This is a genomic window from Bordetella muralis (assembly GCF_965139205.1).
GTDB classification, from domain to species: domain Bacteria; phylum Pseudomonadota; class Gammaproteobacteria; order Burkholderiales; family Burkholderiaceae_B; genus Bordetella_A; species Bordetella_A muralis.
In genome coordinates, this window is record NZ_CBCSIU010000001.1 from 454824 (window position 1) to 471044 (window position 16221).

The window sequence follows — 16221 nt, forward strand, 5'->3', positions numbered from 1 at the left end:
TCGGCATTGCGATTTTGATGCTGGTAGCCTGTGGCGTGTGCTACTGGAATTCCATTTCGCAGCATGAAAATCCGGACGCACCGCTGCAAGCTATCCGTGACGTTCAACAATTGGAGACCCAATGGAACGCCCAAGTGATGTTGGCGGCCTTTGGCTATAACCGCAACTACGATACCATCAACAGCGCGTACGACGCCTTGTCCCGAGCGATCCAGCATGCCGGCCTGGCTGGATCTGCAAAGACGGGAGTTCAAACAAGCGCTGCAGCCGCCTATCTGGCCCATCTGGATGAAAAGCGACAACTCGCCGAGCGCATGAAGTCGGCCCGCGCCGTACTTCAGAATTCAGCCTCATATCTACCCTTGGCTCTCAAACAACTGGAAGACAGTCTCTGGGCGAATGATGCCGCCGTGGCAGGCGGGGCTGCTAATTTGATCACGCGCGTCGGTAACGTAACCAGCGGCATGATTGCCTATCAGGCACAACCACTGCCTGGCGCCGCTCAGGCGTTGCGACAGCAAGTTGGTGCACTCGCTGCTGCAAATGTCGTGGGCGACGCCGCCGGAGATCTGGCACTCTTCATATCACACGTCGACGTGTTGTTGCGCAGCACGGATGTCTTGAGTTTCTCGGCACACTCCTTCAGCAACATACTCTCTGGGCCGGCACTACAACGGGTCCTGAACGAACGCGAGAAGCAACGGCAAGAAAATGCCAACCAACAGCAAATGCAGCTGCTATGGTCCATCATTCTTGGAGGGATTGGTCTCGCGCTGCTTACCTATGTCATCGTGCATGGTGCGCGCCGCAATCGTTCACTCAGCCAGTCCAACGCCGAGCTCATCATATCCAAGGCGGAAGCCGAAACCCAGCTCATCCAGGCAGCCAAGATGTCTGCAATCGGACAAATGGTGGCTGGCATCGTGCACGAGATAAACACGCCGCTCGCCTATGTCAAAGCGACCTTCGAGTTTCTAAACGATCAAATCATTGATGTCCCTGATATTCTCGGCCCTGCAGCCGACCGGCGAGCGCACCTCACCGACGAAGACCCTCAGGAGGCTCGACGCGCTTATATAGATGATATCCAGACGTTACTCGCCGACGGTATTCATGGGATCGACCAGATATCAAAGTTAATCCTGTCGCTGAAGAATTTCAGCCGTCTTGATCATGGCAAGCTTTCCGAATTTTCGGTGGAAGAAGGCCTGACCAGCTCACTGTACATCGCCCGGTATTCTCTGAAGAACGTAGCCGATGTGCACACCGATTTCGGCAATGTGCCCCGTATCACAGGCTCTCCTTCGCATATCAACCAGGTTTTCCTGAACATCATCATGAACGCCGCGCAAGCCATGCAGCCCATGGCCAAGCGAGGCCGTCTCGACATCACAACGCGCATGGCTGGCGACAACCTGATAGCGATAGTCATTCGCGACAACGGCCCTGGCATTCCGGAGGATGTCCTGCCTCGCATCTTCGACCTCTATTTCACGACCAAGCCCCAGGGTGAGGGCTCCGGGGTCGGATTAGCCATCTGCTATCGCATCATCAAAAACCACGACGGGCGAATCGAAGTCACGTCTGTTGTAGGCAGCGGTACGACATTTTCTATTTACCTGCCTGTGCGCACCCGTCAAAACTCGGGCACCACCGATGCAGAATCAAACACATCCTTTCCGCCGAGCGCCGACGCCGCGCACTCGATCGATCACAACCCTTTCCCAGCCGCCAACCCATCATGAAGCCAATCGCCACCGTCCTTTTCGTCGACGACGAAGAACGTATCGTAAAGCTGCTCAAGCTCATGTTCCAGGACAAGTATCGTGTTCTGACAGCCACCAGCGGCCATCAGGCGCTGGGAATCATCCAGTCAGCGGGCCATGTCGACGTGGTGGTCAGCGATCAGCGCATGCCCGAAATGACGGGAATTGAGCTGCTCTCGGAAGTCCGCAAGGTGTCTCCCGACTCCATCCGGGTGCTGCTAACGGGCTACTCTGACCTCGTCTCGATCATCGGCGCGGTCAATGACGGTGAAGTCTATCGGTTTCTGAACAAGCCTTGGCGCAAAGAAGACCTGACGAACACGCTGGCCGAATGCGTAGACTTGTCCAGAAAGCGGCGCAGTCCGCCTCAACCAAGCGGAGCCCCGGCGCCATCCCTTGCCCACCCCGAGACCGTATCCGATCACGTCGCACCAATCAGCGGCGTCAAGCCACTGGCTTCGGCAGCCAAACTTCTTGCGCTCGAAAGCATGGCCACCGACCGTCACGATCTCATGGAGATGTTTACCGACGACTACGATGTGCTAGGCGCTTCGTCCATCACCGAAGCCTTGCAAATCATCGAACATCACAATATCGGCGTCGTGGTCGCCAATACTTTCGTCAACGGTGAACGCACTGCGGACTTGTTGACAGCCCTGAAGTTGCATGCACCGTCCATCGTCATTGTCGTACTGACCGACGTGGCAGACTCCGATATGGTCATCAGCATGATCAACTATGCACAAATCTACCGAATCGCCATCAAGCCCATTCAACCCAATGTTTTCCGACTCGCCGTTTCCGCCGCCATGCGCGAACATCACCGGCTGTGCGCCAGGCCGGTAGAAACGGACCTGCCGACAGCTACCGACGCGGGCTTGGGCGTGGATATGACTAAGCGCATCATCGAAAGTCTGGAGCGATTCACTGAGGTCAGAGACCAGAAGCCGTTGTAAACGGCTGAGCCCCCTCTAGGAAACAGAATATGTTTGCAAAAACCTCGGAACGCACCATGCGCATCGTGCGTGCGATCTTGCTATTGGGCTGGCTGGTGCTCGTGCTATCTCTGTTCTGGGATCCCCTGACACCGCAGTGGACCGACCCTGCGTCGGACAGCCCTTTTATCCCCAAGGGGGTGGGGCCGGACATTCAAGGACACGTAACGGCGGATGATCGAGCCTATGCCATGGGACCGCGAATCTGGTGGACGATGCTGGTGCCGCTGGTACCCCTGTTCCTCATGGTGTTCGGCCATGAAGCATGGCGGCGTATTTGTCCGCTATCGTTGTTATCTCAGATCCCGCGCTATCTCGGCCTGGTGCGCAAAACGGCGTTCGTGCAGCGCGCATCCGGCCAAGTCGAGAAACGAGTGGCGCGCATCAAAGCAGGAAGCTGGCTCGATCGCAATGCGTCGTATGTGCAAATTGGCCTATTGGGCGTGGGCCTCGCGGTACGGCTGCTCTTTGCCAATGGAGACCGGCTCGGGTTGGCGATTTTCCTCTTGTCCGTCATGGCAGCGGCGCTGCTCGTCGGTACGCTGTGGGGGGGCAAGACGTGGTGCAACTACTTCTGTCCGGTCAACGTCGTTCAGAAGATCTATACGGAGCCTCGTGGTCTGCTGGAGAGCACCCCTCATTTGGAGAGCGCATCGCTGGGCCAGTCCAGTTGCCGCACGCCTGCCAAAGGCGGCGACAAACTCGCGTGCGTCGGGTGTACCGCGCCATGCGGCGACATTGACCTGGAAGGGGCTTACTGGGAAACACTGCTGCGTCCGTCAAAGCGCAACGTCTACTACATTTTCTATGGCTTGATCTGGGGTTTCTACACGTACTACTACCTGTATGCGGGCTCTTGGGGCTATTACTTTTCCGGTTACTGGACCCGAGAGATAGATCAGATTTCCCACCTGATGGCGCCCGGTTATTACATAGGCGGTTACGCAGTACCGATACCCAAGCTGGTGGCAGCGCCCCTGACGCTCTTGCTGTTCGGCGCGCTGTCGCTCGGACTCGGCAAAGTCATGGAGCAAATTTACCGGTGGATCCGAAATCGAAAGCGCCGCGTCTCCGAAGTTGAGATTATCAACCACTGTCTGAGCTTTACGGCATTTCTTTCGATCAACACGTTCTACCTGTTCGGCGGACGTCCCAATCTGCTGATGCTGCCATCTGCTGCGTTGCATTTCGTGGATTTTTTGATCGTCGCACTCAGCGCATTGTGGCTCTTTACCGCTGTGAATCGCACGCCGTTCAAATACCGGCGCGAGGGTCTGGCCGCCAGTTTGCTCGGCCAGCTCAAGAAGTTGAATGTGGACGTTTCCCGGTACATGGAGGGCCGCACTATCGACGATCTGCAACCTGACGAGGTCTACGTCCTGTCCAAGGTCCTGCCTGCCTACACCCGCGAGCAAAAAGTGCAGGTCTACTCGAACATGCTTGACGAGATGATTGCACAGCGCAAAACCAGATCTGCCGAAGGGCTGAGCATACTGAAAGACTTGCGCGCGGAAATGGGGGTCACTAACGATGAACATCAACGCCTCGTCGATGCGTTGGGACACGACCACGCGATGGAACTGGACCCTTCCGTCGTCAGCGCGCGCGAACGAGAACAGAGTCTGGCGAGCTATTCGGAACTGGTGGGGCGAGCGCTGACCAAGCGCTTGGAAGAAGGCAATTTGCTAGCCGCCGTATTAACCGAGCCGGAAGTGGACTCCCTGGTCTCAACGCTACGCGCCAGTTTTCAGATCGATGAGCTCGAACATAAATCGGTGTTGGAAAACCTCGCCGCCCTCGATGGCATGTGGACAAAGCGCATTGATGATGTGCTCGACCAGATGCGTATGCTCACCGCGTTGAAATTTGGAATTCTGCAGCATGCCTCGGCCGTCCAATCGTTATCAGGGCCATTGATGGTCTTGCTGCGCATTGTGATAAACGAGCGCATTCTCTCGTTATGCCGGGCCATGCTGGCCCTGCTGCACGCGGTAGGCGCGAACCCTGCGTCGCTGCGCGCGGCAAGCGAGAGCGCCGGCCTCTGCGCGGATCGCCTCGTTGACGTCATGATGATGCCTGCAGGGACGCAGTCCGACTTGGTCTGGAAGAATGTGCTGGATGCCTCACTGGTCGAGGCCGTGGCATCGGGCATGAGCCAGCGCATCGAGGGGACGGCGGCCGCTGCAGCTACGTGCGATGCCGAGCGCGCGCTTTACATGCTCGCGTCGGAGGGTGGCCCTCTGTCCTATGCGATCGCCGTATTCGCGTTATCTCGTATCGAGCCTCAAAGCGCCCGATCACTATGCGATGACGTTCTGGTCCATCGCTTTGATCTGGCGCATCACTGGCTGGTCGCCGACGTGACAAAAGACATCTCGGCAACTGAACTGCCCAAAGCAAGCCATGCGTCGGCCGTGCCAAGCGCGCCTATCATCGTTGCGTTGCGTACGCGTCGCACTGAACAGGACGCAACGCGGGAGGGTGTCTACGCCGAATGGGCCGAGACCCGCCATACCTTCCATGACGCGCTACTTCGCATTGGCTCTTCGCCGGAATGCGACCTGTGTCTGGAAGACGACATGATCGAATCTCTACATTTTCTTATCCGTATACAGAACCATCGTGTCGTGGGCGGACCGCTGGGTGCTGGTCGTGCCTGGATCAACGGTAACCAGATCCAGACTGACACCATTATCCAGTCAGGCGATATCCTGGCGTTGACGGCGGAATCTCCGGCGCGCTACGAATTGGTGCTCACCGTACCTGACACCAATGCTCCCTATGCCGAACTCCCCGTGTCGACGGTGGAAAAGCTGGCGGCACTCAACGCCTGCCAGTTGGCCACATCAAGCGACGCGCGCGCTTTGCCCGGCATGTCCGAGCTCGCTCGTCAGGCCTCGGTCAGGCGCTACACTCGCGGCGCACTTATCACCAAGCGCAGCCTTCCGGCCGGCGATATCTGCGCAGCGCTCGCCGGCCACCTTGTCCCCGTGCGTATCCCAGCGCATGTCCTCCACGACGGCGATTCCGCGCTGTCCCCCGCACCCGGCGAAAGCCATGAGGATTGGCTGGAAATCACTTGGCCCACACAGCTGGCGCTAGAAGAAGATCCCGCCACTGGCGAAACGATTTCCGGATATCGCGTGCACTCGGCGCATGCCGACGTGTTGGTATGGCCCGCAATGCTCGGTTGAGATACATATGACGCCCCTCCATCTTCCCCCTCTAGCCCGCCTTTTCTTCGTTACGTTCGCGTTCCTGACAGATACCCGTAAGAACGTCACTCCCGCCGATATCGAACGGCTTCACGACTTGATGTCGGATACGCGCTGGTGCGATAGTCACTACGCTATACAAAGCCTGGGTGCGCTGCGCCATGGTTACTCGACGTTGTGGACCGAATACAGCAGCAGCAAGCTACAGATAGACGTCGAGGTCGTCGCGCGCCTGCTTGACGACGTACTGCAACACGCAGGATCGGAGCGCACGGCTGAAATAAAGCAGGCATTATCGACCTTTGTCGATAAGTTCGAGAACATAAACACCCTTGCGCTGGGAAGACTGGGACGGAGCGGTTCGGACACAGCGCGCGAACAGAATCGGCGCCAAATCGACGACCTGTTGCGGCACGGCGAACGCAAATCCGCCATAGGGAACACGCCGGCCAATAGCGAGTCCGCCGCCGCATCGCTTCCGACACCTCTCAACACGGCGTCCGCGCAGGATAACCTGCCGCAGCTCGCTCCGGCACAAAGACCGAAGATAAGCAGCGTTGCGGCGGGAGTCCCCTCGCCGTGGGATCAGCGCTCCGTAACTGCATACTGTCTCGCTGTGCGCCAAGAGACTCACGATACCAAGACCTATATCTATGCCAGCGAAGAGGTAGCGTTCTACAACTATCTCCCTGGACAGTTCGTGTTGATCGACGTCGACGTCGGTGAGCGCGTCTTACGCCGCAGCTACACCATTTCGTCCTCGCCATCGCGCCCCAGAACACTGGCGATCACCGTCAAACGCGTGCCCAAGGGGTGGATGTCCAACTGGCTGTTCGATAACATGGCCCCAGGCACGGAAGTCAAGCTCAGCGGGCCTCATGGCGAGTTCCACTTGGGGCGATCCGACAACTCTCGCTTACTCCTGTTGGCAGCAGGCAGTGGCATTACTCCCATCATGTCCATGATGCGCTGGATGGCCGATACCGGCGACGCGCGCGACGTCATCATGATCAACCACGTACGCACGCCAGCCGACGTCATTTTCGGCGCCGAGCTGCGTTTGCTGGCCACGCAGCTCCCCAGTTCGCGCATCATCATTGTGCCGGCTTCGGCCCAAGGTACAGACTGGGTAGGACCCACAGGCAGGCTTGGACAATCGGCGTTGCAGACATTGGCGCCCGACCTGAGCGAACGGGACGTGTTCGTGTGCGGACCTGATGGCTACATGAAAGAAGCCCAGCGGATCACTGCCGGCCTGGGCCTGCCGGCCTCGCAATTTTTCCAAGAAAGCTTCGGGGGGGCGCCCGCCAAACCAACGGCGCAAAAGGCTCCTGCCCCCGTCGCGACGCCCCGAAGCGATGAACCCCGTGGCACACCGGCACCTCAGACGATATCGCCCGCCAGCAAAGAGGGAGCGTGCCGCCTGATCTTCGAGCAAAGTGGCACGGAAGTGCTTTGCGACGATGGAATCGTCGTGCTGGAAGCCGCCGAGCAAAACGGCATCCCGCTCACCAGCGGATGCCGCGCGGGCATTTGCGGCGCGTGCCGGATACGCAAACTCGACGGCGACATCCGCATGCCCGAGGGCACCGTGCTGAGCAGCAGCCATATCGAAGAAGGCTATATCCTGGCATGCACGGGGCGCGCCTATGGCCGCGTCGTGCTGGACTGCTGAGCGACCACCGCTCTTCCTATGTTCGACTTTCCCGTAGCCGCACCCGCCGTTACCCAGCAAACCCCGATGCCAGTCCGATCATTCACATATCACTCGACGCGCGCACCCGAGGCCTTTACGACCTCTGCCCAGCGCGCCAATGCCACATCGACCTGCCGGCCAAAATCCTCTGGTGCGGTGATATATACGACAGCGCCTTGCGCCGCGAATTTTTGCTGGATCTCCGGGGTATTCAACAACGCACCGATATCGCGGTTCATGAACTGAATCTTGTCCGCACTGACCCCAGACGCCGTGAACAATCCAAACCAAGGGTTCACATCGAATGAGGGATAGCCCTGTTCCGCAATCGTGGGAATATCGGGAGCGTTGGCGGATCGCTTCGCACTGGTCACGGCCAACGGCACCAGCGTCTTCGAATCGATATAGCCCTTGACTGAAGGCAGACTGGTGAACACCACGTCGATCTGGCCGCCCAGCAAGTCCTGAATCGCCGGTGCCGCGCCTCGATACGGTACGTGCGCCATTTTGACATCGGCGGCGGAATTGAACATTTCTCCGAGCAGGTGATTGACCGACCCGTTGCCGGCCGAGCCATAAGTCACACGGCCTTTTTTAGCGGCCTCGACCAGGTCGGGCAGACTCTTGATGCCGGATTTGGGACTGGTCACGGCAACGAATGGCAAGGTCGCCAGGGTCGCAACGGGCGTGAAGTCTTTCTTCACATCAAACGGCAGGCTCTTGTACAGCGCCGGATTGATCGCGTGCGAACCCTCATAGCTCATCAACAAGGTGTACCCGTCATCGCCGGCGTTCACCACATATTCCATACCGATATTGCCGCCAGCGCCTGCCCGATTTTCCACAACCACCGGTTGTTTCCATTTCTGTCCCAACGCTTGTGCCATGATGCGGGCCAGCGTATCCGATGCACCACCGGGCGCTTGCGGCACGACCAGATGGACAGGTTTGTCGGGAAAGGTCTCGGCGGCGATGGCCGGCCCCAGCATACAGGCGGCAGCCACAACTGAACTCGCCATTTTCAGGATCACTCGCATCTTGTCTCCGTATGATTTATCGTTGTGTCTATCAATCATACACATGGCAGGCGGTCGTTCGGAACCCGCACGCCAAATACGGAGACACTATGGAAACCCGGAAAATTGCAGGCGCATTGGGAGCAGAGATCAGCGGAATCGACTTGCGCCAGAAGCTCGACAGCTCGCAAGCCCGCGCTGTGCGCCAAGCGCTGCTTGATCATCAGGTCATCTTTCTGCGGAACCAAGACCTGACTCAACAGCAGTTTCTGGACTTCGCCAACGCCATGGGAACGCCGATCGAATATCCCTTTGTCAACGGGCTGGATGGGTTTCCCCAAATCATCGAAGTCAAAAAACTGGAAGACGAGCGGTCGAATTTCGGTGGGATCTGGCACTCTGACACCACCTATCTGGAAGAGCCCCCAATGGGCTCCATGCTTCTGTCGCGCGAGATCCCGCCCTATGGTGGCGATACGCTGTTTGCCAATCAATACCTGGCCTACGAGACCCTATCGGACACGATGAAACGTCTACTGGATGGATTGCAAGGCATCAGTACATCTGCCAAGGCAGACGTGTCCCGCACCCGCGAAGACCGCATCAAGTCCGATGGCAAAAAAGAAGCCCCTCAAAACTATACCGCCGAGCATCCCATTGTGCGTACGCACCCGGAAACGGGCCGCAAATCGCTATATCTGAACGTGGCACACACCGCGGGGATCAAAGGCATGAGCGATCAGGAAAGCGCGTCGCTGCTCGCGTTCCTGTTCGAGCACCAGGTCAAGCCGGAATTCACCTGTCGATTTGTCTGGTCGCCCAACGCGATCGCGTTCTGGGACAATCGCTGCACCATGCACAATCCCATCAATGACTATCACGGGTTTCGCCGTGTCATGCACCGCATCACGCTAAAAGGCGACCGGCCCAGCTGACGAGGTAGCGGCCCGGCCCGAACGTGCGATTAACAACAAAAGCCTAGCGCGGTCGTACCGAGCTGGCTGCTTCTCGTTGACGCTTGGCCTCCTCCAGCAGATAAACCTGGTAATCATCCAGATCCCCGTCGAAGTCCGTCACGCCGCCACGCGACACCATCCAGAATTCGTCGCAAACGGAACGCAGCAACGCACGATCATGGCTGACCAGCATCACGGAGCCTTCGAATTCATTCAAGGCGACGCCCAGTGCCTCGCGGGTCGCCAGATCCAGGTGGTTGGTCGGCTCGTCGAGCAGCAGCAGATTGGGCCGCTGCCAAACGATCATGCATAAAACCAGACGGGCTTTCTCGCCTCCGCTCATGCTGCCGACAGGCTGCTTGACCATATCGCCGCTGAAATTGAACGTCCCCAGAAAATTACGTAGCCCTTGCTCGCGACAATCCATGGCGCTGGGGCGTACGCTGGCCGGGGTGTCTCGCACGAGACGGATCATGTGCTCCAACGGGTTATCGGCAGGCCGCAAGACATCCAGCTCTTGTTGCGAGAAATAGCCGATATTCAAGCCCTTGCCCGTAATGATCTCGCCCGCGATCGGCTGCAATGCGCCGGCGATGGTTTTCACGAGTGTGGATTTGCCCTGTCCGTTGGCGCCCAGAATACCGATGCGCTGCCCCGCCAACACAGAACGATTGATATTCTGCACGATGACGATGGGCTTTGCGCCATCCGGCGTGTCTGGCGGCGGCGGGTAACCACAGCTCGTCGCGGACATGGCCAGCATAGGGTTGGGCCGGCTAAAGGGCTCTTTGAATTCGAACTGGAATTCGGCATCTGCCAGGACGGGTGCGATCTTTTCCATGCGCTCGAGCGCCTTGACACGGCTCTGTGCCTGCTTGGCCTTGCTGGCTTTTGCCTTGAAGCGGTCGATGAATTTCTGCAGATGCGCGGCTTTTTCCAGCTGCTTGGCATGCGCGGCCTGTTGCAGCAGCATTTGCTCGGCTCGCATGTCCTCGAACTTGCTGTAATTGCCGCCATAGCGCACCAGTTTGCCGTGATCGATATGTAGCGTGACGCCAGTGACGGCATCGAGGAACTCACGATCATGGCTGATCACCACCATCGTCCCCGCATAATTCTTGAGCCAGGCTTCCAGCCACACCAAGGCGTCCAAATCCAGGTGGTTGGTGGGCTCGTCAAGCAGCAGCAAATCCGACGGGCACATCAACGCGCGCGCCAGTTGCAGGCGCATACGCCACCCGCCCGAAAAGCTATTCACGGGTCGATCGAGCTCAGCCACGCTGAAACCCAGCCCCAAAATAAGCGCCTGCGCGCGAGCCGGCGCATCGTGCGCCCCGGCGTCGTGCAACGCAGTATAGGCATATGCCATGCGCATGCCATCCTCGCTGGCCTCGGAGGCGGCGACTTCGGCTTGCGCCGCCATCAGGAGGGTGTCGCCCTCCACGACGAAGTCCGTTGCGCTCTGTTCGGTTTCCGGCATATCTTGCGCGACCTGCGACATGCGCCATTGCGCGGGAATGGAAAACTCGCCGCTATCCTCGTGCAAAGTGCCGTTGAGGACTGCAAATAATGAAGATTTTCCTGCACCGTTACGGCCAACCAAACCCACTTTTTCCCCGGGATTGAGCGTAACTGAGGTTTTGTCGAGCAATACTTTGCTGCCGCGACGCAAGGTCACGTTCTTGAGGATGATCATTGAGGCTGGGTCTTTTCTTACACGCGTGGCACGCGAATCTTTTTTTATTTTAAACGGTACTGCGTGACGAAAGTGGCGCGAACCCTAGGCCTTTGCCCCATCATATTTCTGCAATGACAACGCATCCAGATCGATCGACGGCACACACCGCAGATTCACGGCGCGTACAGCGGAGCCATCCGGATTCGCTCCCTCGGCAAAAGCCTGAGTGCCGCAGGCCTGGCAAAAACGATGGTTGATCTTGTGGGTGTTGAATCGGTACGAGCCTAACGACGACTCGCCCTGTAACAGGGTAAATTGTGCCTCAGGAAAGAAAGACAGCAGGAAGCCCTTGCGCCGGCAGTGCGAACAGTTACAACTGATCGCCTGCGTCGGAATGGGGGCCTGGACTTCAAATCTGACTGCGCCGCAATGGCAGCTTCCTTCGAATGACATGACCGTTCCTCCGGATCATTGGGGATGTGCTTGCCGATACTGTAGCAAATAGCGTGCGCATGAATTCTCTTGCCGCTTGGGTGAGTCTACATGTGGGAGGCGTGCATCCGTCCGGCTGCGCGCCAAATGCGCAGCGACGTCCTCTATGGACGGCAATCTCGCTAAAGCCAGCCCCAATCTCTTGGCTAACACCTCACTGACTGGCGTCATCGGCAAGCGCAACTCGTTCGCGCAGACGCCCAAAGAGGACAAGACCTGTTTAATAGGACTTGGGTTAGGCTCTTGGAACAGCAGTCTGATCATCGGCTTTAACGACGCAAACAGCATCGCAGCTTCGTCATGATGGCCCAATTTCGTGAGAGCCATCACCGCCACAAATATATCCGGCCGTATATGGGCAGATGCGGAAATGGCGCCACTTCCGCCTAGCAGACAGTGATCGAAAAAGGCAATGTCTTCCCCACAGAGCGCATTGATTTTTAATCGGTCCAGTTTCCGAATACCCAAACACATGGTTCGCGTATCGACAGCACCCGCCCCCTGAGGCCGGGATATGACCGGCTCGGTCACGGTACAGTCAATGCCCTCTGCAATACGCATGCCACATGCTCAGCCCGCAAGCCACCTTCCTTTTGAGTGCCATCGGCAATCTGATGACGGCAACTGGTGCCATCAGCAACCAGCAAAGTGTCAGCGCCCGCCTGACGCACGGCAGGCAACAACGAGAGCTCGGCCATTTTCATAGAGGTCTCATAGTGCGACGCCTCGTAGCCAAAGCTGCCAGCCATTCCGCAGCAACTCGATTCGATCAATTCCACCTTTAGCTCGGGAATCAATGCCAGTATCTGCTGAACCGGTTTGACGGCGTCGAAGGCCTTTTGGTGACAATGGCCATGCAGCAATGCGCGCTTTTGCGGCAACGGATTCAGTTTCAGGTCGAGACGGCCCGCCTTGAGTTCGTTGGCCAGGAATTCTTCGAATAGATAGGCTTGCTGAGACAGCGCCTGCGCATCATCACCCAACCCCATGACCAGAAACTCATCGCGCAGCGACAGCAGACAGGAGGGTTCCAGGCCCACGATGGGCACGCCTCGGGCGACGAACGGTTGCAGTGCATTCACGACACGGCGTGCTTCGGCTTTCGCGTGATCGACCATGCCTGCCGACAGGTAGGTCCGGCCGCAACATAACGGACGATTTGGCTCGGCATCATCTACCGCTGGACTTGCGACATGAACTCGATAGCCAGCGGCTTGCAGGACGGCAAGCGCGGCACGGGCGTTCTCGGATTCAAAGTAGTTGTTAAACGTATCGGCAAACAGCACGACGTCGGCCGTGTCCGCATCCACCGACGCAGCCCGATCGGTGAAGACGTCATTGCGCCAGGTCGGCAGCGTCCGCTTCGAGGAAAATCCCAACAGGCGCTCGGATAGACAGGCCGCCCCCGGCATGGTATTGCGCAAATTAAACACGAACGAAAAACGGGCAGCCCAGGGCGCCCAGCGCGGCAGCGTGGCAATGAGTTTGTCTTTCAGCGCCAGTCCTCTTTTCTGCCGCCATTGGCTCATGAATTCGATTTTCATGCGCGCCATGTCGATGCCAGTGGGGCAATCGCGCTTGCAGCCTTTGCAACTGACACATAGATCCATAGTGGCGCGCATCTCATCAGAGGTGAACGCATCCTGTCCGAGTTGGCCCGACAAAGCCAGTCGCAACGTGTTGGCGCGGCCGCGGGTCAGGTGCTGTTCGTCACGCGTGACGCGATAGCTGGGGCACATGGTGCCCGCATCGAACTTGCGGCAGTGTCCATTGTTGTTGCACATCTCCACTGCCTTGGCCAGGCCCTGCGCGGGATCACCTCCGGTGCCAGGATCGCTGACCGTATCCGAGGCAGGATCGTTGTTCACGTTCCAGGCGGACCAATCCAGTACGGGTGTGAGCGGGATGACGCGATAATCGGGTTTGAAGCGAAACAGGGGCCGATCATCCATCTTTGTGCTGCGCACGATCTTGCCCGGATTCATCAATCTGTCCGGATCAAAAGCGTCCTTGATGGCTTCGAACGCACGCGTGAGCTGAGGCCCGAACTGCCATGCCACCCATTCGCTACGCACCAGGCCATCGCCATGCTCGCCGGAAAAGGCGCCCTTGTATCGCCGCACCAACTCTCCGGCCTCTTCGGCAATCGCGCGCATCTTTGCCGCGCCGTCCCGGCGCATGTCCAGAATGGGCCTGACATGCAGCGTGCCCACTGAGGCGTGCGCATACCAGGTCCCTTTCGTGCCGTGCTTGGAAAACACATCGGTCAACTGACTGGTGTATTCGGCCAGGTGCTCCAGCGGTACCGCACAGTCTTCGATAAAGGAAACCGGCTTGCCGTCTCCGCGCATGCTCATCATGATGTTGAGCCCTGCCTTGCGGACGTCCCATAGTGCTTTCTGGGCTGCGGCCTCCGGCATTTCCACCACCGAACCTGGCAGCCCGAGATCGCCCATCAGTTCGACCAATTTTGCCAAGCTGGCCAATTGTTCATCTTGCGATTCACCTGCGAACTCGACCAACAGAATGGCTTCGGGTTCACCGATCAGTGCTTTCTCGATGACAGGACGAAAAGCGGGATTACTGCGGGCCAGGTCGATCATGGTTCTGTCGACCAGCTCCACCGCGCATGGGCCAAGCCCGACAATGTGGCGAGCCGAATCCATGGCCTGATAAAAGGTGGGAAAGTTCACCACACCCAGCGCTTTGGCGGCGGGTAACGGCGACAGCTTGAGCGTGATGCTGCGGGTATAGGCCAGCGTACCTTCGCTGCCCACCAGCATATGAGCGAGATTGACCTGACCGTCGGCCGTATAGGGGCGCGAGCTTTGCGGATGAAAGATATCCAGGTTGTAGCCGCCCACGCGACGCAACACATTCGGCACCATACGCTCGATCTCGTCGCGCTCGCGTGCAGCGATCTCCTGCAGCATTTCCATGAGAGCCCGTATGCGTGGCGGCGCATTACCCATGCGGCTGGCTTCAGTAAACGTCGCAGCCGTGCCGTCCAACAGCAATGCATCGATGCTCTGCACGTTATGCACCATATTGCCGTAGGCGATCGATCGCGAACCACAGGAATTGTTGCCTGCCATGCCACCCAGTGTGCATTGGGCCGACGTGCTGACGTCTACCGGAAACCACACGCCATGCGGCTTCAACCATGCATTGAGATGATCCAACACGATGCCCGGCTCTACTGTGACGGTCATGGCCGCCAGATCGAAATCGAGGACGCGATTGAGATATTTACTGTTGTCGATGACCAGCGCTGCCCCGACAGTCTGGCCACATTGCGAGGTACCAGCACCGCGCGCCAGCACAGGCACAGACAGCTCACGGCACACGTTCAGCGCCGTTGCAGCATCAGCGCTCGTTCTGGGAATCAATACCCCAACAGGTTCGATCTGATAAATGGATGCATCGGTGGAATAACGTCCACGTGCGCCACGCTCGAATAACACCTCACCTTGCGTTTCACGACGCAGGCGAGCGGCCAGCTCTAGATGCAATGGATTCAATTCGGCTTGTGCTTGTGAGGATAACGGCGCGTTCATGGTTGTCCTGCATCAGATCGATTGAGGAATATCAGGATTCGCCTGGGTCGTCAGGGATATCCGCGTTATGGGTAGTGCTCAAGGTATCGGCGTGCAGCCTCAGACTCTCGAGGACGGCCTCGCCCTTGCGTCGCAAATGGTCGCGCATGATCTGCGCGAGCCGGGGGCCATCGCGTGACGCCAACGCATCGACCATTTCCAGATGCTCTCGCATGGCCCTGTCCCATTTTTCGTGGTTCAGATTGGAGCGAAACCGCAAGTTCTGCAGGCGCAGGTTTATGTTCTGATAGACCTGCGACAGCAGATGATTCTGGCCGGCGGCATTGATGCGATCATGAATCGCTCGATTGACGTGGTAGTACGACGAGAGATTCTGCCTGGCATGGCAGGCCTGCATTTCAAAGGTCAGCGCCCGGATCTCTGCAATTTCCTGCTCGGTGATGTGTTGGCAGGCCAATTCGCCGGACAAGGCCTCAAGCGCACCCATAACTTCAAAGCTTTCCCGGATGTCTTTCTCCGACAAGGCCACCACATGCGCGCCACGATTAGGCTGAATGCGGACCAGCCCCTCTGCCGATAGCAAGCGAAAAGCTTCGCGTAACGGCGTACGCGACACCTGCAGCCGATCACATAGTTCTCGTTCATTCAGACGCGCGCCTGCGGCCAGTTCACCCTCGATGATCATCTCGCGCAGCCGGTCCGCGATGGTCGCTGGCAGCGTGCGTCGGTCCACGGCTTCCGATGCCTGCGCGGGCTCCGCCGTCGGCGAGGATGAATGATTAGGTAGGCTCACAGAGTCGATTTTCATTTGTATACAAATTTAAAAGGCATGCATGTCATCGGCGTTGCC

The 16221-nt window shown here is 58.1% G+C and carries 11 protein-coding genes; 5 read left to right on the forward strand and 6 right to left on the reverse strand.

All coding sequences use genetic code 11. The annotated features are described in order from the left end of the window. Nucleotides 1-17: 17 nt before the first annotated feature. Genes ACNA0I_RS02130 through ACNA0I_RS02145 form a run of 4 tightly spaced genes read left to right on the forward strand, consistent with a single transcriptional unit; the run spans nucleotide 18 to nucleotide 7651 of the window. Entirely contained in the window at nucleotides 18-1745 is a 1728-nt protein-coding gene (locus ACNA0I_RS02130) for a DAHL domain-containing protein (protein WP_415804407.1), read from the forward strand. Next, nucleotides 1742-2722, forward strand: a complete 981-nt coding sequence (locus tag ACNA0I_RS02135) for a response regulator (RefSeq protein WP_415804409.1) — start codon at nucleotides 1742-1744, stop codon at nucleotides 2720-2722. The genes ACNA0I_RS02130 and ACNA0I_RS02135 overlap by 4 nt, the downstream gene beginning before the upstream one ends. Before the next feature lie 29 nt (nucleotides 2723-2751). Further along, nucleotides 2752-5955, forward strand: a complete 3204-nt coding sequence (locus ACNA0I_RS02140) for an FHA domain-containing protein (RefSeq protein WP_415804410.1) — start codon at nucleotides 2752-2754, stop codon at nucleotides 5953-5955. Between the two features lie 7 nt (nucleotides 5956-5962). Beyond that, nucleotides 5963-7651, forward strand: coding sequence for an FAD-binding oxidoreductase (locus ACNA0I_RS02145; protein ID WP_415804411.1), 1689 nt, complete (start codon nucleotides 5963-5965; stop codon nucleotides 7649-7651). Nucleotides 7652-7740: 89 nt separating this feature from the next. Here the strand turns inward: ACNA0I_RS02145 and ACNA0I_RS02150 are convergent, their stop codons facing one another. Then, nucleotides 7741-8709 (reverse strand): Bug family tripartite tricarboxylate transporter substrate binding protein, encoded by a 969-nt coding sequence (locus ACNA0I_RS02150; RefSeq protein ID WP_415804412.1) that lies wholly within the window; start codon nucleotides 8707-8709, stop codon nucleotides 7741-7743. 89 nt (nucleotides 8710-8798) lie between these two features. Here ACNA0I_RS02150 and ACNA0I_RS02155 point away from each other — a divergent pair, with 89 nt between their 5' ends. Continuing rightward, nucleotides 8799-9623 carry a TauD/TfdA dioxygenase family protein gene (locus tag ACNA0I_RS02155; RefSeq protein WP_415804413.1) on the forward strand — a complete coding sequence of 275 codons (825 nt, stop codon included), beginning with the start codon at nucleotides 8799-8801 and terminating at the stop codon, nucleotides 9621-9623. A gap of 43 nt (nucleotides 9624-9666) precedes the next feature. Here ACNA0I_RS02155 and ACNA0I_RS02160 read toward each other — a convergent pair whose 3' ends face one another. The 5 genes from ACNA0I_RS02160 to ACNA0I_RS02180 all read right to left on the reverse strand — a co-directional run bounded on the left by ACNA0I_RS02160 (nucleotide 9667) and on the right by ACNA0I_RS02180 (nucleotide 16179). Further along, the gene (locus ACNA0I_RS02160; RefSeq protein WP_415804414.1) at nucleotides 9667-11340 is read right to left on the reverse strand and encodes an ABC-F family ATP-binding cassette domain-containing protein; all 1674 of its coding nucleotides are present in this window, start codon (nucleotides 11338-11340) and stop codon (nucleotides 9667-9669) included. 84 nt (nucleotides 11341-11424) lie between these two features. After that, complete coding sequence (locus ACNA0I_RS02165; protein WP_415804415.1) at nucleotides 11425-11775, reverse strand: GFA family protein; 351 nt, start codon at nucleotides 11773-11775, stop codon at nucleotides 11425-11427. 15 nt (nucleotides 11776-11790) lie between these two features. After that, nucleotides 11791-12375, reverse strand: a complete 585-nt coding sequence (locus tag ACNA0I_RS02170) for a dihydrodipicolinate synthase family protein (RefSeq protein ID WP_415804416.1) — start codon at nucleotides 12373-12375, stop codon at nucleotides 11791-11793. Further along, nucleotides 12342-15371, reverse strand: coding sequence for an FAD-binding and (Fe-S)-binding domain-containing protein (locus ACNA0I_RS02175; RefSeq protein ID WP_415804417.1), 3030 nt, complete (start codon nucleotides 15369-15371; stop codon nucleotides 12342-12344). Before ACNA0I_RS02175 ends, ACNA0I_RS02170 begins: the two co-directional genes overlap by 34 nt. A 31-nt stretch (nucleotides 15372-15402) precedes the next feature. Further along, nucleotides 15403-16179 (reverse strand): GntR family transcriptional regulator, encoded by a 777-nt coding sequence (locus ACNA0I_RS02180; protein WP_415804418.1) that lies wholly within the window; start codon nucleotides 16177-16179, stop codon nucleotides 15403-15405. Nucleotides 16180-16221 lie beyond the last annotated feature (42 nt).